Source organism: Methylobacterium aerolatum, assembly GCF_022179085.1.
Taxonomy (GTDB): Bacteria; Pseudomonadota; Alphaproteobacteria; order Rhizobiales; family Beijerinckiaceae; genus Methylobacterium; species Methylobacterium aerolatum.
The window spans coordinates 1-25,385 of sequence record NZ_BPQE01000033.1 but is presented as its reverse complement, the minus strand read 5'-3'; the positions used below and the strand labels follow the sequence as shown (position 1 = coordinate 25,385).

The window sequence follows — 25,385 nt, the reverse complement described above, 5'->3', positions numbered from 1 at the left end:
GATGGCTCGGCAGGACTTGCACGGCGCGGCGGCCCCCGCACATGGCCCATCCCCTGCGGAGGGGGACGGCATTCCCCGGCGATTCGACGTCGTGGTGGTCGGCGGCGGCCCGGCGGGGGCGACGGCGGCGGCGGACCTCGCCGGGGCGGGCCGCTCGGTGCTCCTCCTGGACAAGCCGGGCCGGATCAAGCCCTGCGGCGGCGCGATCCCGCCCCGCCTGATTCGCGATTTCGCGATCCCCGACCATCTCCTCGTCGCCCGCATCCGGGCCGCCCGCATGATCGCGCCGAGCGGCAAGGAGGTCGACATGCCGGTCGGCGAAGGCTTCGTCGGCATGGTGGACCGCAAGGATTTCGACCCCTGGCTCCGCCAACGGGCCGCCGAGGCCGGGGCCGACCTGCGGGAGGCCGCCTTCGAGCGGGTGACCCGCCCCGCCGACGGGACGACCCTCGTCCACTTCACCACCGGCAAGGGCGAGACGCTGGCGCACCACACGGTGCAGGCCCGCCTCGTGATCGGGGCGGACGGCGCCACCTCCCCCGTCGGCCGGGCCGAGGTGCCGGGCCACGACAAGATGCGACAGGTCTTCGCCTATCACGAGATCGTCCGGGTGCCGCAGGCGGGCGAGGCGGGTGCCGCCGCCATCGGCCCGACCCGGTGCGACGTGTTCTACCAGGGCCGCCACTCGCCCGATTTCTACTCGTGGATCTTCCCCCATGGGGACACGGCCAGCATCGGCACGGGCAGCGCCCGCAAGGGCTTCTCCCTCCGTTCCTCCATCCGGGCGCTACGCGAGCAAACCGGCCTCGCGGACGCGGAGACCGTCCGGCGGGAGGGCGCGCCCCTGCCCCTGAAGCCGCTGAAGCGCTGGGACAACGGCCGCGACGTGCTGCTTGCCGGCGATGCGGCGGGCGTCGTGGCGCCGGCTTCCGGCGAGGGCATCTACTACGCGATGCTCGGCGGGCGCCTCGCGGCCGAGGCAGCCGAGGGCTTTCTCGCCACCGGACAGGTGAAGGCCCTCGGCCTCGCCCGGCGGCGCTTCATGCGCCTGCACGGACGGGTCTTCTGGATTCTCGGCATGATGCAGTGGGTCTGGTACCGGAGCGACGGGCTGCGCGAGCGCTTCGTCTCGATCTGCCGCGACAAGGACGTGCAGCAGCTCACCTGGGACTCCTACATGAACAAGGAGCTGGTCCGGGCGAAGCCGGCCGCGCATGTGCGCATCTTCTTCAAGGACCTCGCCCACCTCTTCCGGTGGGTTTCGCCGTGATCCTACCCGCGCCCGGCGACTGGACCACCGCCCTCGTCGCGGCGGTCTGCGCGGTCGCCGTCGCGGCGGCGGGTGGCATCGCGACCAAGACCGACGAGTGGTACCGCCGCCTGCGCGTTCCGGCCTGGAAGCCGCCGGACTGGGCCTTCGGACCGATCTGGGCCGTGATCTTCGCCCTCACCGCGAGTTCCGGCGTCCTGGCCTGGACCTCCGCCGTCGGCGCCCGGCCCGCCATCGCTATCGCCTTCGCGGTGAACGGGCTCCTCAACATCGCCTGGAGCGTGGTGTTCTTCCGGCTGCGGCGGCCCGACTGGGCCCTGGGCGAGATCGTCCTGCTGTGGATCTCCGTCGCCGCGCTGATACTCGTCGTCGGCCGGACGAGCGCCGTCGCGGGCTGGCTCAACCTGCCCTACCTCGTCTGGGTCAGCATCGCGGCGTGCCTGAACTTGCGTATCGTCCAGCTGAATCCCCGGCGGAGCCTCGTGTGATGGAGGCCCTGTTCGCCTCCGGCCGCATCGTGGATCTGATTCTCTTCGGGGTGCTGGCCGAGGCGGCGCTGCTCTTCGCACTGACGCGTAGTCTCGCCCGGTTCGCGCCGCTGGCCGCCACGCTCGCCTCCGGCGCCGCCCTGATGCTGGCCTTGCGGGCGGCGCTGACCGGATCGTCCTGGCCCATCGTGGCCGGATGGATGCTCATGGGCCTCGCGGCCCACGGTGCGGATCTCTTTCTCCGCCGTCCGGTGCGGGCCGCAGACGTTCACGCGGACGCTTGGCCGCAGGCCGCCGCCGGTCCGGACAGGAACAACGCGGAGCGGGACGCGTTCCGCCGCCGCAGGATATTCGAACGGTTCTGATCACATGCCACGAGGGGTGCGGACCATGCAGCGTCGCCTAGTTCTCGCCTCCGGCCTGCTCGCCGGGACGATCCTCGCAGGGCCGGTCGCGGCCCAGGACAGTCAGGATCCGGTGGAGCGTGGCAAGTATCTCGTCACGATGGGCGACTGCGCCGCCTGCCACACGGCGGCGGGCGGGAAATACCTGGCGGGCAACTACGCGCTGAACATGCCCTTCGGCGTGATCATGACGCCGAACCTGACCCCCGACAAGGAAACCGGCCTCGGCGACTACACCTACGAGGATTTCGAGAAGTCCTTCCGGGGCGGCTACAGCAAGCATGTCGGCTACCTGTACCCAGCCTTCCCGTTCGGCTGGTACACCAAGGTCACGGACGAGGACACCAAGGCGATCTGGGCCTACCTCCAGTCCATCCCCGCGGTGAACGAGAAGCGCAAGGACAACCAGATCCCCTTCCCGTTCAACGTCCGCACCGCCCTTGTCACGTGGCGAACCGCCTTCTTTACGCAGGAGCGCTTTAAGCCCGATCCGAACGCCAGCGCCGAGGTGAACCGCGGCGGCTACCTCGTCGAGGGGCTCGGCCACTGCGCCATGTGCCACAACGAGAACAAGCTCGTGGGCAATTCGAGCTTCGCCGGCCGGTTCGGCGGGGGCGTGATCGACGGGTGGTACGCCCCCAACATCACGCCGGACGGCCATCAGGGCATCGGCGCCTGGACCGACGAGCAGGTCGTCACCTACCTCAAGACCGGCACGGCCCCCGGTGATCGCCCCGGCGTCGCGGCGGGCCCGATGCGCCAGACCATCATGGAATCCCTCTCCAAGGTGAAGGAGGAGGACCTGAAGGCGATGGTGGCCTACCTGCGCACGGTGCCCGCCAAGCAGACCTACAAGGCCAAGGATCTCGCCGCCTTCGACACCTCGGACGCCCCCGGCGCCTCGACCTACCTGACCTACTGCTCCTCTTGCCACCAGCCGGACGGCAAGGGCATCGAAGGAGCGGTCCCGGCGCTCGCCGGCAACACCTCCGTCCAGTCCAAGGGGCCGGAGACCGTGCTGCGCGTGATTTACGGCGGCCTCGCGGCGCAGAGCGGCCTCGCGCCGATGGTCGCCATCGGGCAGCAGATGACCGATGTGGAGGTGAAGAACGTCACCGACTACATCCGCAACGCCTGGGGCAACAAGGCGCCGGTCCTCACCGGGACGGAAGCCTCCGACGCCCGCGCCGCGACCCAGACGATGCTGTCCGGGACCGCGCCCTGCGCCGAGATCGAGCAGGAGAAACTCAAGGCCGCCTTCCAGAAGATCGGCCTGCAGGACAGCCTCAAGGGTCTGAAGCAGCAGGACTTCGTTCCCACGCTCGCCCGCCTCGTGCCCCAGATCAAGTCGGAGCAGACCGGCGTGACCGACGACGACATCGTCAACGGCCTCACCACCGCCTTCTGCAAGGTCGGGCGCGACGACCCGCAATACGGCAACCCGAGCTGGCCCGCCGTGATCGGCACGTTCTCGAATGTGGCCTACAGCCAGGTGAAGAACCCGGAGAAGCAGGCCGCCAACGTCCCGGCCGCCATCCCGAGCGCCACGACGCCGCCGAAGTAAGGGCATCGCGGGAGTTCGGCCCTCAACCGAGCTCCCGCGCCGAGTGGCCCAAGCGTTTGAGCCGTGCGACGGCCTTGCCGTCGAACGAGACGAAGGTCTCCCCACCGAGAAGGCGACCTTCGAAGGCGATGGCGCCATCCGCGAAGTCGCCGCCCGCTTCGAGCATCTCCAAGCCGGCCTCGACAGCGGGACGATGGACGACGACGTTGCGTGTCTCGATGAGCTGACGGATCGCATGGGCGACGTCGCCGCGGGGGACGGCGTAGCTCCGGCTCAGAACCCAGACGAACTCGCAGAGCGTGTGGACGCCAATAGCGACCACGCTCGCCTCTTCCACGGCGCGGACCGCGAGGCGGCTTTGCGCTTCGTCGTCTGCCATGACGAGGCGAATTAGAAGATTGGTGTCGGCCGTGATCATCACGGGCGTGCGGCACCGCGCGAGGCGCCGGCTTCGGCAATCGCCTCGCTCATGTCATCGACCGAGAGCGTGGCGCCATTACCCTTGTCCTTGAGCAGGCCGCTCAAGTCTCGCCATTCGCCCCTCGACCGGGCCGCCCTCAGTTCCGCCCGGCCATTCGGGAGGAATTCGAGTTCGATCCGGTCGCCGGACTTGATGCCGAGGTGCTGGAGCACTTCCCGGCGGAACGTCACCTGCCCCCGCGCGGTCACCGTCAAAATCGCCATGGTCAGCGCTCCGCCTTCATCAGCGGCATAGTAAGGCACATTCGCCTTACTTGAAAGGCCGTCCGCGTGGCGCGGCGTGAAGGTCCATCGCGCTGGAACAGTCGTGGTCGCGCATCGTTACCGCGCCGAGCCGCTCCGGCTCGTGTGGGGAGAGCCCGTGTCCAGCCTCGTTCGCATTCTGCTCGCGATTGTGTTTCCGCCGATCGCCGTGCTGGTCACCACCGGCTTCGGCATCCAGTTCCTGTTGAACATCGTGCTGTGGATCCTCGGCTGGTTGCCGGGGACCGTGCATGCCCTGTGGCTGATGAACCGGGATCGGCCCCTGGTCTGAGCGATCGCGCTCAGGGTTTTCCGTCGATCTTCGCCAGCGCGTGCTTCGCCGTGGCCGGCTTGATCGGCGTCGGATTCAGCCCCTCGACCTTCGGCGCGCCCGGCTTTCCGACGACCTTGGCGGAGTCGGCCTTCGCCGTCGCGGCCTTGTGGGCCTCCGCCTTCGGGGCGTTGGCCTTGCCGGGTTCGCCCTTCGCCGCCTGAGACTTCACGCCTTCTCCCGGCTTGCCGTGTGAGAGCGTGGACCGCGATGCCTTGGCCGCCGGCTCGACGGCGGCGGCGACCTTCACCGGCTCCACGACTGTCGCGTCGGTCGCGGGCGTCACCGGAGCGGCGGTCTTCCTGGCGAAGATCTGGCCGAGGACCTGCTGATAGGAGCCGGATTCGCCATCCGCATCGGCGATGGCGATCCGTGTCGTCCTGTCGGCGGCCTTCGCGTCGGCGGACGGATCGGGCTGCGCGGCCATGAGCGTGGCCGCGGGCGGCGTCGCGCCCCTGCCCCGGCCCGCCGACTTCGGCTCGGCCTTGGGTGTGGTCGAGGCCGTGGTGGTCGGCGACGGCGCGGCGGCGAGCATCACCGGGCGCCCCTTCGTGTCGATCTCGATCTCCTCCGGCGCGGCGGCCAGGGTCTCCGGGCGGCTCACGTCGCCGAGGTTGTGCCGCCCGTACTCCTTGGCGTCGTACGGCAGGACCGTCTCGGTGCCGCCGAGGCTCGCGAAGGCGCTGGGATTGTTCTGCGGCCTAAAGACGGCGTTCTGGCCGCCGTCTTGGTAGGCGATGCGCACCGCCGGGGTGCCCTTGGACACCAATTCCGCCACCTCGTGGGCATCCCGGTCGCGCTTCTCGGCCACCTCCGGGTCGACGCGGGGCTTGCAGGCGCCCGCCGCCACGTCGGACCCGCCGAACACGTAGCGCGTGCCGCAGACGCCGACCTTCGGCTCCTCCTTCAGGGCCTCGAAGTAGTCTGAGCCCTCCTTGAGGTTCTGCCAGAACGGCGCGTTCGGATCGTTCCGGAACTTGGCCATGTTCTTGGCCGTCATGCGGAACGGGTAGGACTGGAACTGGAAGCTGCGCTGCCCGCCGGCAAAGGCTTCCCGGGCGATGGCGTAGATCTCGGCGATCGAGGCGTCGGTCATGGCGAAGCAGCCCGCCGACGAGCAGGTGCCGTGCACCATCAGGTAGCGGCCGGAGCGGCCGTTGGCCCGGTCGAAGGCGTTCGGAAAGCCGGTATCGAAGGACAGATAGTAGGAGGAGTTCGGGTTCATCAGGCCTGGGGTGATGGTGTAGAACCCCTCCGGCGTCTGGCGGTCGCCCTCGCGGACCTTCGGCCCGAGCTGGCCGGACCAGCGGCAGATCGGGTAGGTCTTGAACAGGGCGTAGCGCCCGTCGCCGCCCTTCTTCCAGACCTCCATCTCCGCTTCCTTCTTGTAGGCGCGGATCAGGATCGGATCGGATTGCTGCATCCCCTTGCTCTGCATCAGCGCAAGGGTCTGGGGGGCGATGGGGGCGATGCTGCGGGCGGTGGGGCCGTTGATCCCGCTGACATCCTGACAGCCGGCCACCAGCACGGCGGTCAAGGCTGCGGCCGCCAGCATCCTCGCCATCGCGGGACGCGCCGTCATGGGGAACCTCGTCCTCGAACCTCTGCCCGATGGCCACGCGAACCGGCCGTCTTCGGGCATCACTCCCCCAACTCTGTAGCGTCGTTAAGCTTGCGCCTTCGTTACCGCAATGGCGCCGGAGCAACACCGGCCCGGCGCCGGACGCATCGGTCCACCGATTTCGGGGCCGTCGCGGCGACGGGCGTGACGTACCACACACGCCTCTCGCAGGAGGATGAAGACGTCCGGGATCCGGAGATCACAGAAGGCACATCGACAGGCTGCGCAACGAGGCTCGTCGTCATCGCGGGCGCAGCGAGCGATCCAGGGATCCGCCTCGTACGGCCACGTCCCGCTGCCCTGGATTGCTTCTCCGATGCTCGTAGAAACGGGGCGGCGTCGGATCCAGGGTTCCCCGAAAACGCTCAAGAACACAGCCGATTGAGCCGACAGGGTCGGCTCCGGCGCTAGTTGAGGATGGCCGGTGAGCGCTCCGCCTCGGCCTTGATCAAGGCCACCAACACCGCGTCGTCCGCCGGGTCGGCGAGGCGCAGGCCGACCGGCTCGCTCGGCGTGTGGACCGTGATCCAGCGCAGCTCGGGCGCGAGATCGAGGGTTTCGACGATCTCCACACGGTCGCGGCCGGTCTCGAGCTGGAGGAACGTGAGGTGGTTCCGGCTCGGACGCTGGCGGAGAAGCCCGGCGATCTCCTCCGCCGTGGTCTTCGGCGTCCAAAGATGCGTCATCATCCACAGCCGGTTCTTCGTCCCCGGCGTATCCAGGGCGAGGCGCAGGCGGCGGACACCTTCGGTGAGGAAGGTGTAATCCGCCGGTACGAGGGCGGGGTCGTGGTGGTTGAACACGCATTCGAGCCCGTGCCGCTCGCGGTAGAGGCGGTGGCGCCCGCGCCAGATGCCGGGCCCGCGCCGCTCCGAGGACGGAATGCTCTCCAGTTGCCCGCGGTCGACAAGCGTCGCGAAATCGTCCGCGAGGCAGTCGCGGGCCATCCCCGGCATGGAGAACAGCCAGTCGAGGGGGCCGGACCATTTGCGCAGGCCGAGGATCTTCAGCACATGCGCCATCTGGCAATTGCAGCCGAGGGAAACGTGGTTGAAGCCCCCCGGCTCGCGGGTGTCGAAACGCCCGATGGGCAGCCCGAAGCGACGCCCGACCCGACCGATCGTGCTCCGCAGCCCGGCGGTGTCGATCATAGACGGCGGCCGATCTCGAGGAATTTCTCCGCCCGCCGGTCGCGGATCGTGGCGGGATCGACGCCGTCGAACAGCGCGAGCGATTCCGCGATGGCCTGTCCGGCCGCGTGGATCGCGCCCTCCCGGTCACGGTGAGCCCCGCCGACCGCCTCGGGGATGATGGCATCGATGACGCCGAGGCGCAGGAGGTCCTGCGCGGTGATCTTCATGGCGGTCGCCGCCTCGTGCGCCCGGCCGCCGTCCCGCCAGAGGATCGAGGCGGCGCCCTCCGGAGAGATCACGCCGTAGATCGCGTGCTCCAGCATCAGCACCCGGTTGGCCGTGGCGAGCGCGATGGCCCCGCCGGACCCGCCCTCCCCGATCACTACGGCGACGTTCGGCACGGACAGCGCGAGGCACGCCTCCGTCGAGCGGGCGATGGCCTCCGCTTGGCCCCGCTCCTCGGCCTCGATGCCGGGATAGGCGCCCGCCGTGTCCACGAAGGCGATCACCGGCAGGCCGAAGCGGTCCGCCGTCTCCATCAGGCGCACGGCCTTCCGGTAGCCCTCGGGCCGGGCCATCCCGAAGTTGTGGCGCAGGCGGGCCTCCGTGGTGGCGCCCTTCTCCTGGCCCAGCACGCAGACCGGACGGCCGCGGAACCGGCCGAGGCCGCCGACGATGGCCTCGTCCTCGCCGAAGGCGCGGTCGCCGGCGAGCGGGGTGAACTCCTCGATCAGGCCCGCGCAGTAATCCACGAAGTGCGGGCGCTGCGGATGCCGGGCCACCTGGGTCTTCTGCCAAGGCGTCAGCGCCGCGTAGATCTCGGCCAGGGCCTGCCGCGCCTTCGCTTCGAGGCGGCCGACCTCCTCGCTGATCGAGACGGCGCCGTCCTGGCTGCCGACCGCGCGGAGTTCTTCGAGCTTCGCTTCGAGCTCGGCCACCGGCTTCTCGAAATCGAGATAGGAGCGCGTCGCCGCCATGGGGTCCCGTTTGCAATGGTCGTGGACGGATCGCGCCGGATCCATCCCCGGCCGCAGCGGGCGCGAGGTGTTGGCGGAAAGCCCGACGCTGTCAACCTTTAGCGGAGCGCGGCGCCGGACAGAAGCCTCGCGCTCAGGCCGCCTGGGCCACGACCCGGTTGCGGCCGGTGGCCTTCGCCTCGTAGAGGCCCTCGTCGGCCCGGCGGAGCATGTCGCCGGGCGATCCGTCGTGCGCGCCCCGCACCGCCACGCCGATGGAGACCGTCACCGTCAGCGCGCGCGTCTGGCGCAGGACCGGGAACGGCGTCGCCTCGATCCGCTCACGGATGCGCTCGGCGATGGCGCGGGCCTCGGTCAGGCCGGTATCGGGCAGGATCACCACGATCTCCTCGCCGCCGTAGCGGGCGACGATGTCGATGGGCCGTGTGTGCTGGCGCACGCGGTCGGCGAAGGCCCGCAGCACCTCGTCCCCGGCCTCGTGACCGAAGGTGTCGTTGATGGACTTGAACCGGTCGATGTCGAGGATCAGCGTCGCCAGCGCCCGGCCGCGCACGCCCTCCTCCGCGAACAGGGCGCCGAGGTGGCTGTCGAGGTAGCGGCGGTTGTGCAGGCCGGTGAGGCCGTCCGTCACCGCCATCTGCAGCGAGGCCTGCATCGCCCCGCGCAGCACGTCCGAATAGCGCTTGCGCCGCACCTGGGTGCGGGTACGGGCGAGGAGCTCGTTCCGGTCGAGCGGGCGCATCAGATAGTCGTGGACGCCGAAATCCAGGCCGCGGGTGATCCGCGCGCGGTCATGGGCCTCCGCGATCATGATGAGCGGCATTCCCCGTGTCCGGTCGAGGGACCGGAGCTGGCTGCACAGGCGCAGGCCGTCGTGCCCGTCGAGGTCGAGGCTGATGAGGGCGAGGTCGAACTCCGTCTCCGCCGCGAGTTGCATGGCGGCGATGGGGTTCGTCTCCACGGTGATGCGGTGATGCTGGAGCAGGGCCGTCGCCATCCGCTCGGCGGCGCCGGGCCGGTCCTCCACGATGAGGATGTTCGCGTCGAGCCCGCTCTCGGCGGCGGCGGTGGCCAGCGGATCGCCGATCCCGTAGGCGCGGGAGGCGAGCGCGCGCTGGCGCAGCTCGTCGGTGACGGCCTTCAGGCGGACGAGGCTGCGGACGCGGGTGAACAGGGCGGTGTCGTCGACGGGCTTCGTCAGGAAGTCGTCGGCCCCCGCATCGAGGCCCTTCAACCGGTCGGAGGGCTGATCGAGGGCGGTGACCATCACCACCGGGATATGGGCCGTGACGGGGTTGCCCTTGAGGTGGCGGCAGACCTCGAACCCGTCCATGCCGGGCATCATCACGTCCAGAAGGACGAGGTCGCACAGGCCCTTCTCGCAGATCGCGATGGCGTCGGGGCCGTTCATCGCGGCGAGCGTGTCGAAATATTCGAGGCCGAGCTTCGTCTCGAGCAACTTTACGTTCGGAAACAAGTCATCGACAATCAGGACGCGTGCCGACATGCTTCCTCGCTTCGGGTCGTCACCGGGCTCGCCGAGCGGGTGCGGTTACCGGATCGAGGGCGCCGAACCGGATCGACGCCCTGTCATCGCGGCTCAAGATACGTGCGAACCGTTGCCAAAAACTTCGCGACGGAGATGGGCTTGGAAAGGTACGCCTCGCACCCGCCCTCCCGGATCCGCTCCTCGTCGCCCTTCATGGCGAAGGCCGTGATGGCGATGATGGGGATCGACTTGAGGTCGTCGTCCTCCTTCAGCCACTTCGTGACCTCCAGGCCCGACACCTCCGGGAGCTGGATGTCCATGAGGATCAGGTCGGGGTGATGCGCGCGGGCGAGTTCGATCGCCTCGATCCCGTTGGCGGTCTTGAGCGTCGCGTAGCCGTTCGCCTCGAGGAGGTCGTTGAACAGCTTCATGTTCAGTTCGTTGTCCTCGACGATCAGCACCGTCTTCGACATGGTTCCTTGCCTCGGTCAGAGCCGATCATGATTAAGGACCCATCAGCCCCATTGCGTCGGTTTTAAGGGTTACATGTTGACGAAAGGCAAACCGCACCAGGGGGAAGACCCCGCGCAAGCCTTGGCCCTCGATGTTCTGCTGTGGATCGTGGGGGACGAGGATCGGCTTTTTCCCTTTCTCGCGGCCACCGGCCTCGATGTGGGGGCGGTCAGGGCCGGTGCCCAGGACCCCGCCTTCCTGGCGGGCGTGCTCGATCATGTCGCTCAGCACGAACCTGTCCTGATCGCCTGTGCCGCCGCCCTCGGCATCAAGCCCGAGCGCATCGTCGCGGCTTGGCAGCGTCTCTCGCCCCAGCCGGACGACGAATGGAGCTGACGCGCGGCCGCGCCCTCCGCCGCCTCGCCCCGGGGCGGGGAGTGGGAGGCAAGTCCCGCGCCGCGCAAAGGGGCCGGAACGCCCCGTCTCACTGCCGAGGGGTGCGTTCGCCGTTCGGCCGCGGAAAGCGCCCTACCGGGCGCAGCCCTTCTCCGGGGCCTTGTCGGCTTCCAGGTCGAGGGTCGTCATCGTCCCGGCCAGCACGAACTCCCCGTAATCGAGCTTGATGCGCCCGCTCACGCCGTTCTCGTAGAGGTCGAAGGCGAGGGTGTAGATCGGCGTGCGCTCGCCCGCGCCGTCGGTGTAGTAGGTCAGCTTCACGGGCCAGCGCCGGACGCCGGCGATGGATCCGGTCTGCAGGGGCTTGTCCTGGTCGGCCTTGGCCGCCGCCTCGGCCGAGCCCGACGCCTCCTGGCCGATCACCGCGAAGGTGTCGTAGACCTTCCGGCCGTCGTCCGAGCCGTCATAGACCTTCACGGAGACCGTGGTCTGCCCGGCCCGCGCCGCCTCGATCAGGCGCTTCATGTGCGCGCTCGGGAACAGCGCCGGCCCCGTGGCGGTGATGGGCTTCGGCGTGCCCTTGAGCCGGATCGTCAGCTTGCCGTCGTCCGTCGTCGCCGACCCTTCCACCGGGGCGGCCTTCTGGTTGTCGGAGGAGGTCGTCGTGTTGAACCGGAATTCCTTGCCGTCGCCGCCCTCGAAGGTGGTGCTGCGCAGGTCGGACAGGCGGGTGCCGCTCTCGCCGGAGGTCAGCTCCGTGACCTGCCGCGTCTGCATCGTGTAGCCGCGGCAGGCATCGCCCCGGAAATCGAGGACGATCCGGCCGCGGGCGCCCTCCACGGGGCGGGTGCCCGTGCTGCTGGCGAGCGACAGGTCGTAGACCGCGCGGTGATTGGCGAGCACGATGGGGGCGGTCGCCTTGTCGGCCCCGGCCGGGCTCTCCGGCGGCGCGGCGGGCGTCGCCGCCACCGCAGGGCCCGCGAGGAGCAACAGAGCGGCGAAGACGCCGCGCGGCAGGTGAACCATCGAAAGCCCCGTTCTGGGCGAACGCGCGAGCGGGATGTCGCGCGGGTCAGGACGATCCTGGAGGAACCCCTCCGCCGGTGACCGTGCGGTCCTGGGCGGGGGATGCGGGATGTCCAACCTGTCGTTGCAGGGGCCTCCGGTCAAGGCGAAGGCCACGGGCAAAACGGGTCGCGCGGCGGGGGAGACGGCCGCGCGGCCCGTCGCGCTCACTCGGCCGACGAGTCGTCCGACGGCGTGGCGGCGGGCTCGGCGCCCTCGGCGGTGCCCTCGAAGCGCGGACGGCGGCGGCGCCGGGGCTTCGGCGCGGGGGCCTCCTCGGCGCTCTCCACGACGGAGGGCTGCTCCGGCTCCGGCGCAGCGGCGGCGGGCGCCGGACGGACGGGCGCCATCAGGAAGGCCGGCAGGCCCGCAGCCTCCTCGGCGGCGACCGGAGCGGGCTCCTCGCGACGGCGCTCGCGGCGGGACGAGCCCTCGGGGCGCTGGTAGTCCGCACGGGGGGCGTCGCCACGGTACTCGCGCCGGTCCTGGCGCTCGGCCCGCCCTTCCTGAGTGCGTGGCTCCTGAGTGCGCGGCTCCTGGCTCCGCGTCTCTTGGTTCCGCGGCTCCTGAGAGCGCGGCTCCTGGCTGCGGGACTCCTGGTTGCGGAAGTCCTGGCGCTCGCCGCGGGGCGCGTTGCCCCGGTCGAAGTCCTGGCGCGAATGATCCTGCCGCCCGTTCTCGTAGCGGGCACCGTCCTGGCGGGGGCCGTCCTGGCGGGGGCCGTCTTGGCGGGGGGCGTCCTGGCGACCGCCCTCCTGGCCACGATAGTCCTGCCGCCCGTAATCCTGACGGTTGCCGTCCTGCCGGTTGTGATCCTGGCGCTGGCGATCCCGGCCGTAATCCTGCCGGCCCTGGCCGTCGAAGCGGTTATTCTGGTCGAAGCGGCGCTGGTCGCGGTTCTGGAACCGGTCGCGGCCCTGGCGGCCCTCCTGGTAGTTGTCCTGCCGCCCCTCGTAGGGCTGCGGCTGCTGGCCCGGGTCGGCGTACTCGTCCTGGGCGTAGCCCTGGCCGTTATAGCCCTGGCCGTTCGACTGGCCGCCCTGGCTCTCCTCCTCGCCCTCGTCCATCTCGTCGTCGAAGGGACGGGCCGCGTAGCCGCTCTGCGCCGGGCGGGTCTGCTCCTGCGCGCCGGAAATGATGCGGAAGTAATGCTCGCCGTGCTGGAAGTAGTTCTCGGCGGCAACGGGATCGCCGGCCGCGAGGGCGTCGCGGGCCAGCTGCGCGTACTTGTCGGCGATGTGCTGAGCGGTACCGCGGATCTTGACGTCGGGGCCGTTCGATTCGTACGACCGGGTGAGCGGATTGGGACCCTTGGGCCGGTTGCGGCCACGCATCCGTCGATTCTGGTTCGGTCTCATCGGTCTTCAGTGACCCTCAGTTCACGCCAGACTAGTCAAAGGGGCGTCCGGTTTCCGGCGCGGCGCCGACGTGCCGATCCGGCACATGCCGCGCGGAGGCGCCCGGGCTGTCTCTGCACGGGCCTCACCGGCTGCCTGATCCATCCCTCGCGCCGCGCACTTGCGGTGAAGCGCGAAACACCAGCCGGTTGTCAGGTTCGAGCGGTGCCGGACGGACGCGCGGGCTCCGCGCGCATCGTACTCCGGCAATGTTAGGGGATCGGCGAACTACGTACGGCCGAGGTCCACACCGACCCTATCGCCGTTCGTCTTAACGAAACGTTCGCGATCTTCAAGCGGACTTTATCGTCTCCCGTACGCCGCAACAAGCATTTTTTGCCTCGCGCGCCGCAGGGCGGGCTTTGCGGTGGCACCAAATCTCGCATGGACCGGTTCGATTTCAAGAACGAAGACCGGATTGTCGTGCCGGATCGTGCAATTCACCGTTGAAATGTGATGGCGCGCGGGTGGCCGGCGAGGTCGCGGGCGAGGCGTCCGGGGCCGAGGCCCGCCCGGCACCCCAGGGCGCTCACGGCTTCAGCCTGATCGTAGCCGATCTCCACGACCGCCGTCGCACCGGACGCCAGGATCCCGCCCGTTCCCAATTGCGTGAGGATCGGCCGGTAGGCATCGAGCCCGTCCTCTCCGCCGTCGAGGGCGGCGTGGGGGTCGTGTGCGGCCACCTCCCGGTCGAGGCCGGGGATGACGGCGGCGCGGATGTAGGGCGGGTTCGAGACCACGAGGTCGAAGGGACCACGGAGGGCGTCGCACCAGTCGCCGCAGGCGAAGGCGGCGCGCTCGCCCACGCCGTTCGCGGCCGCGTTGTGACGGGCGGCGGCGAGCGCGGCGAAGGACCGGTCGATCCCGAGGCCGGTGGCCGCCGGCAACTCGCTGAGCAGGGCCACGAGGAGGCAGCCCGAGCCGGTGCCGAGGTCGAGGAGGCGCAGTGGCGCGTCGCGGGCGGGCAAGGCGGCGAGGGCCGCCTCCACGACGGTCTCCGTATCCGGCCGGGGGACCAGCGTCTCCGGCACGAGGGCGAAGGGCAGGCCCCAGAACTCCCACTGCCCGAGGATGCGGGCGACCGGTTCCCCCGCCGCCCGCCGGGCGAGGGCGGGCGCGAGGGTCGCCGCCCCCTCCGGGCCGAGGGGCCTGTCCCCGGCGAGGGCGAGGTCGCGGGGCTCCAGGCCGAGCAGGCCGAGGAGCAGGAAGCGGGCCTCCCGCTCCGCGTCGGCGATGCCCGCGGCGGCGAGGTAAGCGCCCGCCTCGCGCAGGGCGGCCCGGCGGGTGGCGGCGGGGTCGACGGGCGGCCCCCCCGGCCCCCCTCGCCCCGTCACGCCATGCCCTCGGCGGCGAGCAGTTCGGCCTGGTGCTCGGCGATCAGCGCGTCCACCACCTCGTCCAGGGCGGTGCCGGCCATGACCTCCTCCAACTTGTAGAGGGTGAGGTTGATGCGATGGTCCGTCACCCGCCCCTGCGGGAAGTTGTAGGTGCGGATGCGCTCCGAGCGGTCGCCGGAGCCGACCTGCGCCTTCCGGTCGGCGGCGCGGGCATTGTCCTTGGCGCTGCGCTCGGCGTCGTAGAGCTTCGCCCGCAGCAGGGACATGGCCCGTGCGCGGTTCTTGTGCTGCGAGCGCTCCTCCTGGACGAAGACGACGATCCCCGTCGGCAGGTGGGTGATGCGGATCGCGGATTCCGTCTTGTTGACGTGCTGCCCGCCCGCCCCTTGCGCGCGCATCGTATCGATCTTCAGGTCGGCGTCGTTGACGACGATATCCACATCCTCCGCCTCCGGCAGCACCGCGACGGTGGCGGCGGAGGTGTGGATGCGTCCCTGGGTCTCGGTGTCCGGGACCCGCTGGACCCGGTGGGCGCCGCTCTCGAACTTCATGCGGGCGAAGACGCCCCGCCCCTTCACCTCGGCGACGATTTCCCGGTAGCCGCCGACGGTGCCCTCGCTCTCCGACAGCACCTCCACCTTCCAGCCCTTGGATTCCGCGTACTTGGCGTACATGCGGAACAGGTCGCCCGCGAACAGCGCCGCCTCGTCGCCGCCCGTCCCGGCGCGGACCTCGAGGATTGCGCTCTTCTCGTCCGCCGCATCCTTGGGCAGCAGCATCAGCTGGAGGGCGCGGTGCGCTCCCTCCAGAACCTCCTCGGCCTCCGGCTTCTCCTCGGCGGCCAGCGCCCGCATCTCGGGGTCGGTCCCGGCCTCGTCGATCATCGCCTCGATCCCGGCGAGGTTGTCCAGCGCGGCCCGGTAGGCGCGGATCGCGGCCACGACGGGATCGAGGTCGGACAGCTCGCGGGAGAGCTGCACCACGGTCTCGGCATCGCCCTCGCCCGTGGCGAGCTGGCCGGTGACCATGTCGTGCCGGACGAGGATGGCGTCGAGGCGTTCGGGGGGGAAAGGGATCATTGCCCGCTTGTTCTGAGGTGACGTCGGTGTGGCGCCCCAATTCTGCGTGGGGGTACAACCCCAGCGGAAGGTTCCGCAAGACCGGTCTCAATGGACCGCCGTCCGAGCTTCGCGCCCCTCGCAAAGCCGGCGAGACACCGTCGGCAGTCGGTTAGATCGGCACCCCGTGCGCGTGCGCGTAAGCGATGAGTGCCGGGCGTAGCGTCTGGCCGTCGTGCATCGTGGCCATCTCGGCGTCGATCAGGCGCGCGACATCGCCTGCATCGAGGTTCAGCACCATCGCCTTGAGCGGACCGAGCGCGGCCGGCGACATCGAGAGGTTGCGGAAGCCCAGCCCGATCAGCGCCATGGCGTCGAGGGGCCGTCCGCCGATCTCGCCGCAGACCGTGACCGGGCATCCCGCCGCGTTCGCCCGCTCGGCGATCAGCCGGAAGGCCCGCAGCGCCGCCACCGAGAGCGGATCGAACCGCTCCGCGACCCGGCGATTCTCCCGGTCCACGGCGAAGAGGAACTGCATCAGGTCGTTGGAGCCGACGGAGAGGAAGTCCGCCTCCTTGGCGATCTCGTCGATCTGGAAGAGGAGCGAGGGCACCTCCACCATCGCCCCGAGCTCGCAGGGGGACGGCAGCCTGTAGCCGTGCCGGGCGAGGTGGGCCTTCTCGCGCTCCACGATCTCCCGGGCCTGGGTGAACTCGTGCACAGTGGCGACCATGGGGAACATGATCTTCAGGGCCCGCCCCTCGGCGGCCTTGAGGAGGGCGCGCAGCTGCATCCGCAACAGGGCGGGCCTGTCGAGGCCGATGCGGATCGCCCGCCAGCCCAGCGCCGGGTTCTCCTCCTCGAGCTTGGCCATGTACGGCAGGATCTTGTCGCCGCCGATGTCGAGGGTCCGCACCGTCACCGGCCGCCCGCCCGAGGCGGCGAAGGCTTGGCTATAAAGGGCCTGCTGCTCGGCGGCGGAGGGCATCCGCTGCGCCACCATGAACTGCAACTCGGTGCGGAACAGGCCGACGCCCTCCGCGCCGGTCTCGTCCAGGTGGCTGAAGTCGATGAGCAGCCCGGCATTGAGGTTGAGGCCGATCTTCACCCCGTCGCGGGTGACGGCGGGCACGTCGCGCAGCGCCCGGTACTGTTCCTGGCGCCGGGCGCGCAGGCGTACCATCTCGGCGTACGAGGATTCGATCTCCGGCCCCGGCCGGACATGGACCTCGCCTGCCACGGCATCGACGATGATCGCGTCGCCGGATTCGCTGAGCGCCGTGGCGTTCTCCACCTCGCCCACGGCGGGGATGCCGAGTGCCCGTGCCACGATGGCGACGTGGCTCGTGGGGCCGCCCTCCTCCAGCACGATGCCGCGCAGCGTCCCCGCGTCGTAATCGAGCAGCGCCGCCGGCCCCATGGTCCGGGCCACGAGGATCGCGTTCTCGGGCAGGGGCGCCGTGCCCGCCGCGCCGGGGCCGATCAACGCCCGCAGGAGGCGGTTGGCGAGGTCGTCGAGGTCGTGCAGGCGCTCGCGCAGGTAGGGATCGGATTGCCGGAGCATCCGCGCCCGGTTGTCGGACTGCACCCGCTCCACCGCCGCCTCGGCGGTGAGGCCCGAGGTCACGGCCTCGCGCATCCGGCGCAGCCAGCCCTGGTCGTGGGCGAACATACGCACCGTCTCGAGGACCTCCCGCGATTCGGCGGTGCCGATGCGGTCGCCGCGCTCCACCAGGGCGTCGATCGCGGAGCGCACGCCCTCGATCGCCTGATCGAGCCGGGCGACCTCCTTCTCGACGTTCTCGGCGATGAGCGTCTTCACCACGAGGCGCGGCTCGTGCAGCACCACGTGGCCCAGGCCGATCCCCTCGGAGAGGGCGACGCCGCGGGCCATCACCGGCCGCCTTGCGGCGGAGGCGGCCTGGGAGCCGAGCCCGTCGAGCTCGCCCGAGGCGATCATCTCCGAGAGCACCATGGCGGTGGTCTGGAGCGCCTCGATCTCCTCCTCGGAATAGACCCGGTAGGTCTTGTTCTGGACGGTGAGGACGCCGAGCGTGTTGCCCGCCCGCAGGAGCGGTACGCCGAGGAAGGCGTGGTAGATCTCCTCGCCCGTCTCCGGCCGGTAGGAGAAGGCCGGGTGGGTCTGCGCGTCCGACAGGGCCAGGGGCTCGGCGGTGGACGCGATCAGGCCGACGAGGCCCTCGTCGGCCCGCATCCGCGTGAGATGCACCGCCTCGCGGTTCAGGCCCTCGGTGGCGAAGAGTTCGAGGGTGTTGTCGTCGCGCAGCACGTAGACCGAGCACACCTCGGCCACCACGTTCGCGGCGATCAGGACGACGATGCGGTCCAGGCGCGCCTGCGGGCTCACCGGCTCCGCCATCGCTTCGCGGAGACGGCGCAGCAGAAGGCGCGGACCTCCGGGCGCAGCGGGCATCGTGTCGTCGTTCCAGCGTCGGCGGGCGGCCGTGGCGTCGACCGTCCTGCAACCTTGGCGCCAATCGCCCCGAGACGGCAATCCGGCCCGGGGCGTTTAGTTCAGATCATCACGGCTTTCGGATGGCCGGATGCCGGCACGGTCAAGCTTGATCGAGGCCGTAGAGCGAATGCAGCGTCCGCACCGCGAGCTCGGTGTAGGCGGCCTCGATCAGCACCGAGAACTTGATCTCGGAGGTCGTGATCGCGCGGATGTTGATGCCCTTCTCGGCGAGCGCCCGGAACGCCTTGGCGGCGACGCCGGCATGGCTGCGCATTCCGACGCCGATGGCCGAAACCTTCACCACGTCCGTCGCGCCCTCGATCTGCGCGTAGCCGATTTGGCTCCGGGCCTCGTCGAGGATCGCGCGGGCGCGCTGGTACTCGGCGGAGGGCACCGTGAAGGTCATGTCGGTGGTCGACTGGTCGCCCGAGACCGTCTGGATGATCATGTCGACGTTGATGTTCGCGTCGGCCAGGGGCCCGAAGATCGCGGCGGCGACCCCGGGGCTGTCCTTGACCCGGCGCAGGGTGATCTGCGCCTCGTCCCGGGAAAAGGCGATCCCGGTGATGATCTGCTGTTCCACGATGTCGTCCTCGTCGCAGATGAGGGTGCCCGGCCGTGCCGCGTCCGGCGGGTCGAAGGAGGAGCGGACGGTGGTCGGCACCCGGTGCACCATCGCGAGTTCGACGGAGCGCACCTGCAGCACCTTGGCGCCGAGCGAGGCCATCTCCAGCATTTCCTCGAAGGTGACGCGCTCCATGCGCTTGGCCTTCGGCACGACGCGCGGGTCGGTGGTGTAGACCCCGTCCACGTCGGTGTAGATGTCGCAGCGCTCGGCCCCGATGGCCGCCGCCACCGCCACCGCCGAGGTGTCGGAGCCACCGCGCCCCAGCGTCGTGACCCGGCCGGTCTCGGCATGGATGCCCTGGAAGCCCGCGATCACCGCGACCTCGCCTCGGGCGAAACCCGCATCGAGGTTGGCGGAGGGGATGTCGGCGATCCGCGCCGAGCCGTGGGCGTCGGAGGTCAGGACCGGGATCTGCCAGCCCTGCCAGGACCGGGCCTTCAGGCCCTCCTTCTGCAGGGCGATGGCCAGCAGGCCGGCCGTGACGAGTTCGCCCGAGGCCACCACCGCATCGTACTCGGCGGTGTCGTAGAGGGCGTTGGCGTCCTTCACCCACTCGACCAGCTCGTTGGTCTTGCCCGACATGGCCGACACGATCACGGCGACGTCGTACCCCGCCGCGACCTCGCGGGCGACGTGGCGCGCCACGTTGCGGATACGATCGACGTTCGCGACGGACGTACCGCCGAACTTCATCACCAGACGGGGCATTCTTCGAACGATTCCAGGCCCGTACAGGCGGAGCGGGCAGATGCCGGGAGCCTCGGCGGCCCACCCCGACGGGGCCTGCGGGTAACTGCGCCGGTCCACCCTGTCAACGCCCGGCCAGGTATGCCAGACGATGCTCATTCAACCTGTGGTGGATTTGCCCGAATGCGCGGCAATTCCTCGGAAACCGGAGGGCCGGATGCGCGCATGACGCGGCTTGCGCCGGACCGCCGGATGGGATGGTGGTCGGGTGGGATCGGGAGTGCGGGACGGCATGGACTCGGGCAGCAGAAACACGGACGGGACGGGCGCGGGCGGGTTCGTCGATCGGGACGAGGTGGCGCGATTCGACGCGCTGGCCGCCACATGGTGGGACGAGGCCGGCCCGATGCGCGTGCTGCACCGGTTCAATCCGGTGCGCCTCGGCTACATTCGCGACACCCTCTGCCGCCATCTCGGCCGGGACGCGAAGGCGCCCTTTTCCCTCGACGGGCTGAGGATCTGCGACGTCGGCTGCGGCGGCGGCGTGCTCTCCGAGCCGCTGGCCCGGCTGGGCGCGACGGTGACGGGGCTCGACCCTGCCGCGCGCAACCTCGAGGTCGCCCGCGCCCATGCCGAGGCGGCGGGCATTGCGGTGGATTATCGGGCACGGACGATCGAGGAGGTGGTCGCCGCCGGCGAAACCTTCGACGCGGTGCTGATCATGGAGGTGGTGGAGCACGTCTCCGACATGCCCGCCTTCGTGCGCAGCGCCTGCGCCGCCGTGAAGCCCGGCGGGCTGCTCTTCGCCGCCACGCTCAACCGGACACTCCGGTCCTACGCCCTCGCCATCGTGGGCGCGGAATACGTCCTCGGCTGGCTGCCCAAGGGGACGCACGACTGGGACAAGTTCGTCCGGCCGGACGAACTGTCCGCCGCGATCCGGTCGGGCGGACTCACCGTCGAGGAGACCACCGGCGTCGCCTACAATCCGCTCACCGACGGCTGGCGCCTGAGCCGCGACCAGGCGGTGAACTACATGCTGCACGCGGCCAAGCCGCCGATGAGCACGCCCGTCTGAACCAGCGTCTCCCTCCGCCGTTGTCCGGCGCGAGAAGGAGTGCACCATGCTGGAGAAGATGCCCCGTGTCCTCGGGGAGGCCCTGTCCGGCGTGAAGGCCGGCCTCGACGGGACCATCTATCATGCCGCCCTGTCCGGCGTGGCCGAAGGCGTGCGCGTGACGAGTTCCGCCTTCACCGACCGGGGCGCCCTGCCCGCCCGCACGACGGCCGACGGCGACGGCGTGTCCCCGCCGCTCGCCTGGGACGGCCTGCCCGGCGGCACGGTGTCCGTGGCGGTCATCGTGGAAGATGCGGGCAGCCCGACACCGAAGCCCCTCGTCCACCTGCTCGCCTGGAACATCGATCCGGCCGGGAGCCTCACCGAGGGGGCCGCATCGGTCGAGGAGACGGCCGCCTTCGCCCTCGGCAAGAACAGCTTCCTCAAGTCGGGCTGGCTGCCGCCGGACCCGCCCACCGGGCATGGCGACCACGACTACCTGTTCCAGGTCTACGCCCTCTCCCGGCGCCTCGACCTCGAAGCGGGCAGCGGTCGCGAGGCGGTGGTGGCGGCCATGGAGGGATGCACCCTTGCGAAGGGGGCCCTGATCGGCACCTATGCGCGGGCGTGAGCCAACCCGTCCTTGTCAGTGACGGCGCTCGCGGAGCTGGCTCCCCCGCCGAGGCTTGCCTCCGAAGCGCGAATCCTGATATGGCGACGCCGATCCCGCGATGCCTGTGCCGTCATCGCCGGGCGCGCCGTGCGCGTCCCGAGACCGGCCGGACGTTTTCGACGAACCCTTTCTTGGACGGCCGCCCGCGGCCGAGAGACCGATGAAGATCCGTAACTCCCTCAAGTCGCTGCTCGGCCGTCACCGGGACAACCAGCTCGTGCGCCGCAAGGGCCGCGTCTACATCATCAACAAGACCCAGAAGCGCTTCAAGGCCCGCCAGGGCTGAGGCCGAGGCCCGGCTCCGGCCGGGCTCTAAATCAGGGTTTCTGCGAAGCCGCGTCCGCGAGGGCGCGGCTTTCCTGCGTTGGCCATCCGTGCGGCCGGGGGGCCTCGGGCGGGTGTTCTGCGCGGAGGTCTCGAACTCCGGCGTCCTGCGCGGCACGACGGCGCGTTGACGGACGCCTCCGGTCGGCACAGCTTAGGGCGATGACGCGCCGAAGCCCGCTCGCCCTCGCGCTCCTCCTGACGGTTCTGCCCGCCTGCGGCGTCGCCCTCGCCGCCCCGAACGGCCGCGCCGCCGGCGACCGGGACGCGCCCGGCAAGGCCGCGCCGGAGAAGACGGCGCCGAAGCCACCGAGCCTCGACGACCTGTTCGCACGCCTGAAGGCGACGGAGGACGTGGCCGAGGCCAAGGGCATTGCCAAGCTCATCGAACAGCGGCTCGACCGCTCCGGCAGCGCCACCGTCGACCTCCTCACCAGCCGTGCCCGTCAGGCGATGGTGTCCCGCGATTTCGCCCTCGCCGCCGAACTGATGGACCGGGCCACGGCCCTGGAGCCGCGCTGGGCGGAGGGCTGGAACCGCCGGGCGACGGTGTTCTGGCTCCTCTCCGACAAGGGCGAGGCTGTGGCCGATCTCCAGAGGGCCCTGGTGCTGGAGCCGAGGCATTTCGAGGCGTGGTCGGCTCTGGGGAAGATCTATCAATCGATGGACGACGACGCGCGGGCCCTGGCGGCCTACCGGCGGGCGCTGGCGATCTACCCGACGATGGACAGCGTGAAGGAGGCGGTGGACCGCCTCGCTCCGTCCGTGGACGGCCGCGACCTGTGAGGCCGGGCGGCGGACTGCCCGGCCGGGACCGGTTCCGGTGATGCCCCGCGCCATGACGGCGTTCGTCGTGCTGCTCTCCCTCCCCGTCCTAGCGGTGGCGGCCGTCCTGGCGCTGGGCGCCGTCGCGAGCCTCATCATCACCCTGCGGGTCGGGGCGCAGCATCCGCCCGAGGGCCCGTTCGTGGCCGTTCCGGGCGGCCGCCTCGCCACGATCCAGGCGGGACCGGCGGACGGCCCTCCGGTCGTGCTCCTGCACGGCGCCTCGGCCAACGCCTCCGACCCGATGGAGGGCGTCGGCCGCCTGATCGCGTCGCGCGGCTACCGGGTCATCGCCTTCGACCGGCCTGGCTTCGGCTGGAGCGACAGGCCCGGCGGCGGCGCCGACGCCGACCCCGCCGCCCAGGCCCGGCTGATCGCCGCCGCCCTCGAAACCATGGGTGTCGGCCCCGCGATCGTCCTCGGCCATTCCTGGGCCGGAGCCCTGGCCCTCGCCCTCGCCCTCGACCACCCCGAACGGGTCTCCGGCCTCGTCCTGGCCGCCGGCGTCGGGATGCCGATGCCGGGGCCGATCACCCTGCCCTGGTACTGGAACCTGGCCCTCAAGCCCCCGGTCCTCTGGCTGCTCAGCCGGACGGTCGGTCCGCCGATGGCGATGGTTTTCCTGCGGGACGCCGGAGCCCGCGTGTTCAAGCCGGAGGAGCCCGTGCCGGGCTACCTCGTGGCGTCGCGCGCCGCCCTGGTGCTGCGGCCGGACACCCTGCTCGCCAACGTTCAGGACCTCGTCGGCCTGCCCTCAGCCCTCGCCGCCCTCAGCCCGCGCTATGGAACCCTGCGCGTTCCGACCACGGTCGTCTCGGGCGCCGATGATCCGATCGTGAAGCCCGATCTCCAGGCCAAGCGCCTCGCGCAGGCGATTCCCCACGCGCGCCTCGTGCTCCTGCCCGCCACCGGGCACATGCTCCACTACACGCAGCCGGAGGCCCTCGCGGACGCGGTCGCCGGCCTCGCCGCCCCCCGTCAGCGGCCGGAGCCGGAGCCGGCCGGAACGCGATGAGGGGAAGACGTCACGCCTTGTCGGCGTGTTCCCGGGTGATGAACGTCAGGCGTACGAGGTTCGTGGCGCCCGGCGTGCCGAAGGGGAGCCCGGCCACGACGATGATCCGGTCGCCCACCGCCGCGAATCTTTCGCGCACGGCGAACTTGGCGGCGCGGAAGGCCATGTCGTCCACGTCGCTCGCGTCCTTGGTGACGATCGGGTGGACGCCCCAGGCGATGGCGAGCCGCCGGGCGGTCTCGCGGCGGGGCGTGAGGGCGATCACCGAGGCGTTGGGACGCTCGCGGGTGAGGCGCAGGACGGTCGAGCCCGAATTCGTCCAGGCCATGATGGCGTCGAGGTCGAGCGCATCCACCATCTGGTGCGCGGCCGCCGCGATGGCGTCGGCGGCGGTCTGGTCGGGCGTGTCCTTCTGGGCGCGGATGATCGACCAGTAGAGGGCATCCTTCTCCACCTGCTCGGCGATGCGGCTCATCGTCGAGACGGCCTCGATCGGGTAATCGCCCGCCGCGCTTTCTGCCGAGAGCATCACCGCGTCCGCGCCCTCGTAGACGGCGGTCGCCACGTCCGACACCTCGGCGCGGGTCGGCACCGGGGCGGTGATCATCGATTCGAGCATCTGGGTCGCGACGACGACCGGCTTGCCCGAGCGCCGGGCGCTGCGGGTCAGGCGCTTCTGGACGCCGGGCACCTGCTCGAGGGGCATCTCGACGCCGAGGTCGCCGCGCGCCACCATCAGCCCGTCCGAGACCTCCACGATCTCGTCGAGGCGCAGGAGCGCCTGCGGCTTCTCGATCTTGGCCATCACCAGGGCGCGTCCGGCGCAGACCTTCTTGACCTCGGCCACGTCCTCCGGCCGCTGGACGAAGGACACCGCGATCCAGTCGGCCCCGGCATTGAGCCCGGCCTCCAGATCCGAGCGGTCCTTCTCGGTCATCGCCGGGACCGGGATCACCGTATGGGGTAGGGAGACACCCTTGCGGTTCGAGATGCGCCCGCCGACGACCACGCGGGTGAGCGCGCGCCGCTCGGAGACCTCAACCACCGACAACCGCAGCTTGCCGTCGTCGAGGAGGACGGCGTGGTCCGGCTCCAGGGCGTCGAGGATCTCCGGGTGCGGGAGGTGACACCGGGTGACGTCGCCGGGCGTCGGGTCGCCGTCGAGGACGAAGGACGCCCCTTCCTCCAGCACCACGGCGCCCTCGGCGAAGGTGCCGAGCCGGAGCTTGGGTCCCTGGAGATCGACCAAGATGCCGATCGGCCGCTTGGCCTCGCGCTCGATGGCGCGGATCACCTCCACCTTTTCGGGCAGCTTCTCCCGGGAGAGGTGGCTCATGTTGAGCCGGAAGACGTCCGCGCCCGCCCGGAACAGCCGCTCGATCATCTCGGGCGAGTCGGAGGCGGGGCCGAGCGTCGCGACGATCTTGGTGCGGCGGGAACGTTTCAAGCGGCAATCCTCCGGGATGGCGTCTGCGGCGGTGCGGGGTGGCGCGTTTCGCCGACGCGGCCTGCGCTCTGAGCATCGCGGCGCCGGCGGCGTCAAGCGTCCTGCGCCGCCAACGATCGTGAGAGTTTACGCCGGCGAGCCCGGCGCGTTTCTAAGGCTTGGGTCCCGCCTTCGGCGTCCGGTCCGGCTCGGTGAGCTGGATCGTCCAGTTCTTCTGCTCGCCCGTATCGACCTCGAAGAAGCCGTTGCGGTCGAAGCCGCGGGCGAGGCAATCCTCGATGCCGCGCACCGTGAATTCCGGATCGCGGGTGCACATCATCGCCCGCCCGCCCCACTCGCCGCCGCGCGTGTAGTCCACGGCGTAGACATAGTAGAAGCGTGCCGCGAGCGAGCCGGAGAGCAGCGTCTCGCAGCCCTTCGGCTTCAGGTCCCACCACCCCTCCGTGACCCAGCCCTGCGTGTCCCTGTAGCCGAGGGAGACGCCGACCTTACTCTCGGTCTGGTTGCAGAGGCGGAGGTCGGCACGGGCGGGGGCCGAAACGGCGAG

At 70.6% G+C, this 25,385-nt stretch carries 26 protein-coding genes; 11 read left to right on the top strand and 15 right to left on the bottom strand.

The genetic code is table 11. From position 1 onward, the window contains the following. Position 1: 1 nt before the first annotated feature. The 4 genes from MFF06_RS19905 to MFF06_RS19890 are packed head-to-tail and all read left to right on the top strand — an operon-like array spanning position 2 to position 3,726. Positions 2-1,270, top strand: coding sequence for a geranylgeranyl diphosphate reductase (locus tag MFF06_RS19905; protein WP_238207265.1), 1,269 nt, complete (start codon positions 2-4; stop codon positions 1,268-1,270). Continuing rightward, entirely contained in the window at positions 1,270-1,758 is a 489-nt protein-coding gene (locus tag MFF06_RS19900) for a TspO/MBR family protein (protein ID WP_238207403.1), read from the top strand. The genes MFF06_RS19905 and MFF06_RS19900 overlap by 1 nt, the downstream gene beginning before the upstream one ends. Beyond that, complete coding sequence (locus MFF06_RS19895; RefSeq protein WP_238207263.1) at positions 1,758-2,123, top strand: hypothetical protein; 366 nt, start codon at positions 1,758-1,760, stop codon at positions 2,121-2,123. Before MFF06_RS19900 ends, MFF06_RS19895 begins: the two co-directional genes overlap by 1 nt. A 25-nt stretch (positions 2,124-2,148) precedes the next feature. Next, positions 2,149-3,726: a cytochrome c gene (locus tag MFF06_RS19890; RefSeq protein WP_238207261.1), complete on the top strand. Its 1,578-nt coding sequence runs from the start codon at positions 2,149-2,151 to the stop codon at positions 3,724-3,726. A 22-nt stretch (positions 3,727-3,748) separates the two neighbouring features. Here the strand turns inward: MFF06_RS19890 and MFF06_RS19885 are convergent, their stop codons facing one another. Together MFF06_RS19885 and MFF06_RS19880 are read right to left on the bottom strand one after the other, a co-directional pair. Further along, positions 3,749-4,147 (bottom strand): type II toxin-antitoxin system VapC family toxin, encoded by a 399-nt coding sequence (locus tag MFF06_RS19885; protein ID WP_238207259.1) that lies wholly within the window; start codon positions 4,145-4,147, stop codon positions 3,749-3,751. Next, positions 4,144-4,449: an AbrB/MazE/SpoVT family DNA-binding domain-containing protein gene (locus MFF06_RS19880; protein WP_370876597.1), complete on the bottom strand. Its 306-nt coding sequence runs from the start codon at positions 4,447-4,449 to the stop codon at positions 4,144-4,146. Before MFF06_RS19880 ends, MFF06_RS19885 begins: the two co-directional genes overlap by 4 nt. 118 nt (positions 4,450-4,567) lie before the next feature. Between MFF06_RS19880 and MFF06_RS19875 the strand changes: the two genes are divergently transcribed. Then, positions 4,568-4,741, top strand: coding sequence for a YqaE/Pmp3 family membrane protein (locus MFF06_RS19875; RefSeq protein WP_238207257.1), 174 nt, complete (start codon positions 4,568-4,570; stop codon positions 4,739-4,741). A gap of 10 nt (positions 4,742-4,751) precedes the next feature. Here the strand turns inward: MFF06_RS19875 and MFF06_RS19870 are convergent, their stop codons facing one another. The 5 genes from MFF06_RS19870 to MFF06_RS19850 form a co-directional block, all read right to left on the bottom strand. Continuing rightward, on the bottom strand, positions 4,752-6,362 hold the full coding sequence (locus MFF06_RS19870; protein ID WP_238207255.1) for a L,D-transpeptidase family protein: 1,611 nt from the start codon (positions 6,360-6,362) through the stop codon (positions 4,752-4,754). Between the two features lie 446 nt (positions 6,363-6,808). After that, positions 6,809-7,552 carry a DUF1796 family putative cysteine peptidase gene (locus MFF06_RS19865; RefSeq protein WP_238207253.1) on the bottom strand — a complete coding sequence of 248 codons (744 nt, stop codon included), beginning with the start codon at positions 7,550-7,552 and terminating at the stop codon, positions 6,809-6,811. Then, entirely contained in the window at positions 7,549-8,511 is a 963-nt protein-coding gene (locus tag MFF06_RS19860; RefSeq protein WP_238207251.1) for an acetyl-CoA carboxylase carboxyltransferase subunit alpha, read from the bottom strand. Before MFF06_RS19860 ends, MFF06_RS19865 begins: the two co-directional genes overlap by 4 nt. A gap of 133 nt (positions 8,512-8,644) precedes the next feature. Continuing rightward, on the bottom strand, positions 8,645-10,018 hold the full coding sequence (locus tag MFF06_RS19855; RefSeq protein WP_238207249.1) for a PleD family two-component system response regulator: 1,374 nt from the start codon (positions 10,016-10,018) through the stop codon (positions 8,645-8,647). A gap of 83 nt (positions 10,019-10,101) precedes the next feature. After that, on the bottom strand, positions 10,102-10,473 hold the full coding sequence (locus tag MFF06_RS19850; protein ID WP_238207247.1) for a response regulator: 372 nt from the start codon (positions 10,471-10,473) through the stop codon (positions 10,102-10,104). A gap of 73 nt (positions 10,474-10,546) precedes the next feature. On the opposite strand from MFF06_RS19850, the gene MFF06_RS19845 reads away from it, so the two are divergent. Next, complete coding sequence (locus tag MFF06_RS19845; protein WP_283207295.1) at positions 10,547-10,849, top strand: DUF3572 domain-containing protein; 303 nt, start codon at positions 10,547-10,549, stop codon at positions 10,847-10,849. Between the two features lie 132 nt (positions 10,850-10,981). On the opposite strand, the gene MFF06_RS19840 is transcribed toward MFF06_RS19845, so the two are convergent. The 6 genes from MFF06_RS19840 to MFF06_RS19815 all read right to left on the bottom strand — a co-directional run bounded on the left by MFF06_RS19840 (position 10,982) and on the right by MFF06_RS19815 (position 19,518). Then, complete coding sequence (locus MFF06_RS19840) at positions 10,982-11,875, bottom strand: cell envelope integrity EipB family protein (RefSeq protein ID WP_238207244.1); 894 nt, start codon at positions 11,873-11,875, stop codon at positions 10,982-10,984. A 206-nt stretch (positions 11,876-12,081) separates the two neighbouring features. Next, entirely contained in the window at positions 12,082-13,248 is a 1,167-nt protein-coding gene (locus MFF06_RS19835) for a DUF4167 domain-containing protein (RefSeq protein WP_238207242.1), read from the bottom strand. Positions 13,249-13,751: 503 nt separating this feature from the next. Next, entirely contained in the window at positions 13,752-14,645 is an 894-nt protein-coding gene (gene prmC, locus MFF06_RS19830; protein ID WP_238207240.1) for a peptide chain release factor N(5)-glutamine methyltransferase, read from the bottom strand. Then, the gene (gene prfA, locus MFF06_RS19825; RefSeq protein ID WP_238207238.1) at positions 14,642-15,727 is read right to left on the bottom strand and encodes a peptide chain release factor 1; all 1,086 of its coding nucleotides are present in this window, start codon (positions 15,725-15,727) and stop codon (positions 14,642-14,644) included. The genes prmC and prfA overlap by 4 nt, the downstream gene beginning before the upstream one ends. A 151-nt stretch (positions 15,728-15,878) precedes the next feature. Next, positions 15,879-18,140: a phosphoenolpyruvate--protein phosphotransferase gene (gene ptsP, locus MFF06_RS19820; protein WP_238207236.1), complete on the bottom strand. Its 2,262-nt coding sequence runs from the start codon at positions 18,138-18,140 to the stop codon at positions 15,879-15,881. A gap of 142 nt (positions 18,141-18,282) precedes the next feature. Next, positions 18,283-19,518 (bottom strand): aspartate kinase, encoded by a 1,236-nt coding sequence (locus MFF06_RS19815; RefSeq protein ID WP_238207234.1) that lies wholly within the window; start codon positions 19,516-19,518, stop codon positions 18,283-18,285. 271 nt (positions 19,519-19,789) lie between these two features. Between MFF06_RS19815 and ubiG the strand changes: the two genes are divergently transcribed. The 5 genes from ubiG (at position 19,790) to MFF06_RS19790 (ending at position 23,391) form a co-directional block, all read left to right on the top strand. Next, the gene (gene ubiG, locus MFF06_RS19810; RefSeq protein ID WP_238207232.1) at positions 19,790-20,575 is read left to right on the top strand and encodes a bifunctional 2-polyprenyl-6-hydroxyphenol methylase/3-demethylubiquinol 3-O-methyltransferase UbiG; all 786 of its coding nucleotides are present in this window, start codon (positions 19,790-19,792) and stop codon (positions 20,573-20,575) included. 46 nt (positions 20,576-20,621) lie between these two features. Continuing rightward, positions 20,622-21,185 (top strand): YbhB/YbcL family Raf kinase inhibitor-like protein, encoded by a 564-nt coding sequence (locus MFF06_RS19805; protein WP_238207230.1) that lies wholly within the window; start codon positions 20,622-20,624, stop codon positions 21,183-21,185. Positions 21,186-21,387: 202 nt separating this feature from the next. Then, positions 21,388-21,513, top strand: coding sequence for a type B 50S ribosomal protein L36 (gene ykgO / locus MFF06_RS19800; protein ID WP_238207227.1), 126 nt, complete (start codon positions 21,388-21,390; stop codon positions 21,511-21,513). A gap of 200 nt (positions 21,514-21,713) precedes the next feature. Continuing rightward, entirely contained in the window at positions 21,714-22,337 is a 624-nt protein-coding gene (locus tag MFF06_RS19795) for a tetratricopeptide repeat protein (RefSeq protein WP_238207225.1), read from the top strand. Between the two features lie 40 nt (positions 22,338-22,377). Beyond that, a complete protein-coding gene (locus MFF06_RS19790; RefSeq protein WP_370876598.1) occupies positions 22,378-23,391 on the top strand; it encodes an alpha/beta fold hydrolase in 1,014 nt (337 codons plus the stop codon). A gap of 10 nt (positions 23,392-23,401) precedes the next feature. Here the strand turns inward: MFF06_RS19790 and pyk are convergent, their stop codons facing one another. Together pyk and MFF06_RS19780 are read right to left on the bottom strand one after the other, a co-directional pair. Then, the gene (gene pyk / locus MFF06_RS19785) at positions 23,402-24,838 is read right to left on the bottom strand and encodes a pyruvate kinase (RefSeq protein WP_238207220.1); all 1,437 of its coding nucleotides are present in this window, start codon (positions 24,836-24,838) and stop codon (positions 23,402-23,404) included. Positions 24,839-24,989: 151 nt separating this feature from the next. Continuing rightward, a partial coding sequence (locus tag MFF06_RS19780) for a DUF1036 domain-containing protein (protein ID WP_238207219.1) occupies positions 24,990-25,385 on the bottom strand: 396 nt, incomplete at its 5' end.

What these genes read in the sequence shown, in the direction of transcription:
- MFF06_RS19905 (WP_238207265.1), top strand. Translation starts at nt 2, where the DNA reads ATGGCTCGGCAGGACTTGCACGGCGCGGCGGCCCCCGCACATGGCCCA.
- MFF06_RS19895 (WP_238207263.1), top strand. Translation starts at nt 1,758, where the DNA reads ATGGAGGCCCTGTTCGCCTCCGGCCGCATCGTGGATCTGATTCTCTTC.
- MFF06_RS19890 (WP_238207261.1), top strand. Translation starts at nt 2,149, where the DNA reads ATGCAGCGTCGCCTAGTTCTCGCCTCCGGCCTGCTCGCCGGGACGATC.
- MFF06_RS19870 (WP_238207255.1), bottom strand. Translation starts at nt 6,362, where the DNA reads ATGACGGCGCGTCCCGCGATGGCGAGGATGCTGGCGGCCGCAGCCTTG.
- MFF06_RS19865 (WP_238207253.1), bottom strand. Translation starts at nt 7,552, where the DNA reads ATGATCGACACCGCCGGGCTGCGGAGCACGATCGGTCGGGTCGGGCGT.
- MFF06_RS19860 (WP_238207251.1), bottom strand. Translation starts at nt 8,511, where the DNA reads ATGGCGGCGACGCGCTCCTATCTCGATTTCGAGAAGCCGGTGGCCGAG.
- MFF06_RS19855 (WP_238207249.1), bottom strand. Translation starts at nt 10,018, where the DNA reads ATGTCGGCACGCGTCCTGATTGTCGATGACTTGTTTCCGAACGTAAAG.
- MFF06_RS19850 (WP_238207247.1), bottom strand. Translation starts at nt 10,473, where the DNA reads ATGTCGAAGACGGTGCTGATCGTCGAGGACAACGAACTGAACATGAAG.
- MFF06_RS19845 (WP_283207295.1), top strand. Translation starts at nt 10,547, where the DNA reads ATGTTGACGAAAGGCAAACCGCACCAGGGGGAAGACCCCGCGCAAGCC.
- MFF06_RS19840 (WP_238207244.1), bottom strand. Translation starts at nt 11,875, where the DNA reads ATGGTTCACCTGCCGCGCGGCGTCTTCGCCGCTCTGTTGCTCCTCGCG.
- MFF06_RS19835 (WP_238207242.1), bottom strand. Translation starts at nt 13,248, where the DNA reads ATGCGTGGCCGCAACCGGCCCAAGGGTCCCAATCCGCTCACCCGGTCG.
- prfA (WP_238207238.1), bottom strand. Translation starts at nt 15,727, where the DNA reads ATGATCCCTTTCCCCCCCGAACGCCTCGACGCCATCCTCGTCCGGCAC.
- ptsP (WP_238207236.1), bottom strand. Translation starts at nt 18,140, where the DNA reads ATGCCCGCTGCGCCCGGAGGTCCGCGCCTTCTGCTGCGCCGTCTCCGC.
- MFF06_RS19815 (WP_238207234.1), bottom strand. Translation starts at nt 19,518, where the DNA reads ATGCCCCGTCTGGTGATGAAGTTCGGCGGTACGTCCGTCGCGAACGTC.
- ubiG (WP_238207232.1), top strand. Translation starts at nt 19,790, where the DNA reads ATGGACTCGGGCAGCAGAAACACGGACGGGACGGGCGCGGGCGGGTTC.
- MFF06_RS19805 (WP_238207230.1), top strand. Translation starts at nt 20,622, where the DNA reads ATGCTGGAGAAGATGCCCCGTGTCCTCGGGGAGGCCCTGTCCGGCGTG.
- ykgO (WP_238207227.1), top strand. Translation starts at nt 21,388, where the DNA reads ATGAAGATCCGTAACTCCCTCAAGTCGCTGCTCGGCCGTCACCGGGAC.
- MFF06_RS19795 (WP_238207225.1), top strand. Translation starts at nt 21,714, where the DNA reads ATGACGCGCCGAAGCCCGCTCGCCCTCGCGCTCCTCCTGACGGTTCTG.
- MFF06_RS19790 (WP_370876598.1), top strand. Translation starts at nt 22,378, where the DNA reads ATGCCCCGCGCCATGACGGCGTTCGTCGTGCTGCTCTCCCTCCCCGTC.